1 protein-coding gene is annotated in these 780 nt (G+C 52.4%); it reads left to right on the top strand.

Annotated elements, in window-relative coordinates:
- Nucleotides 1-32 precede the first annotated feature (32 nt).
- Complete coding sequence (locus OS035_RS33495) at nucleotides 33-725, top strand: IS6 family transposase (RefSeq protein WP_130713736.1); 693 nt, start codon at nucleotides 33-35, stop codon at nucleotides 723-725.
- Nucleotides 726-780: the final 55 nt, after the last annotated feature.

Here is a 780-nt window from a genome sequence, read left to right as displayed (position 1 = left end):
AACGGCGCTCCGATTTGTTGGAGCGCGGTTTCATGATTCTGAATGCGATTGCCGAAAAACTTAAACGCCAGTCGAAGGACGATTTCAAAGGCCGGTATCGCGATCTCGAGGAAATGTTCAAGGAACGCGGCTTCGAGGTGGATCACAGCAGCGTCAATCGTTGGGTGTTGGCCTATGCGCCGATGATTGAGAAGCGGTTGCGCCAGTTCCGGAGACCGCATTGTGGTTCGATCCGGGTCGATGAAACATACGTGAAAATTCGGGGTCAATGGCGCTATCTGTACCGGGCTATCGATAAACACGGCAATCCGGTGGATTTCCTGCTCACCGCAAAGCGTGACCTCGACGCTGCCAAGCGTTTCTTTCGCAAGATGCTGAAGGATGAGCCTTTGCTTTCACCCGGCAAAATCGGCACAGATGGTGCCAATACCTTTCCTTCAACGATCAAAACCTCGGTCGAAGAGGGGCTGCTCCATCCTGATCCCGTGCATTATGTCACCAAGCACCTGCAGCAAGGCATTGAAAGCGACCATTTTCGGGTGAAAAAGAACATGCCGAAAATCGGTGGGTTTCGATCATTCAATTCAGCCCGGCGAACGATCGCAGGTTTCGAGGCGATACTGTGGTTGAGGAAGGGCTTCGGCTTTTCTGGCGGCTGGACCGTCAACGATCAGAATGATCTGCTTGCGCGCCTCTTCGGACTTCAAAAAGTTAACAAAGCATGAAAATGACGCCGTTCATGGGATAATTGCGAGCCGCAGAAATGTTTGCGACAGCCCC

It is taken from the genome of Rhizobium sp. 268 (genome assembly GCF_036571585.1).
In the GTDB taxonomy this organism is placed as follows: Bacteria; Pseudomonadota; Alphaproteobacteria; order Rhizobiales; family Rhizobiaceae; genus Rhizobium; species Rhizobium redzepovicii.
The sequence above is the reverse complement of the archived record's forward strand: the minus strand, read 5'-3'. Positions and strand labels throughout refer to the sequence as shown.

Bases quoted from the DNA above. Each gene is read 5' to 3' on its own strand.
- OS035_RS33495 (WP_130713736.1), top strand. From the start codon at position 33: ATGATTCTGAATGCGATTGCCGAAAAACTTAAACGCCAGTCGAAGGAC.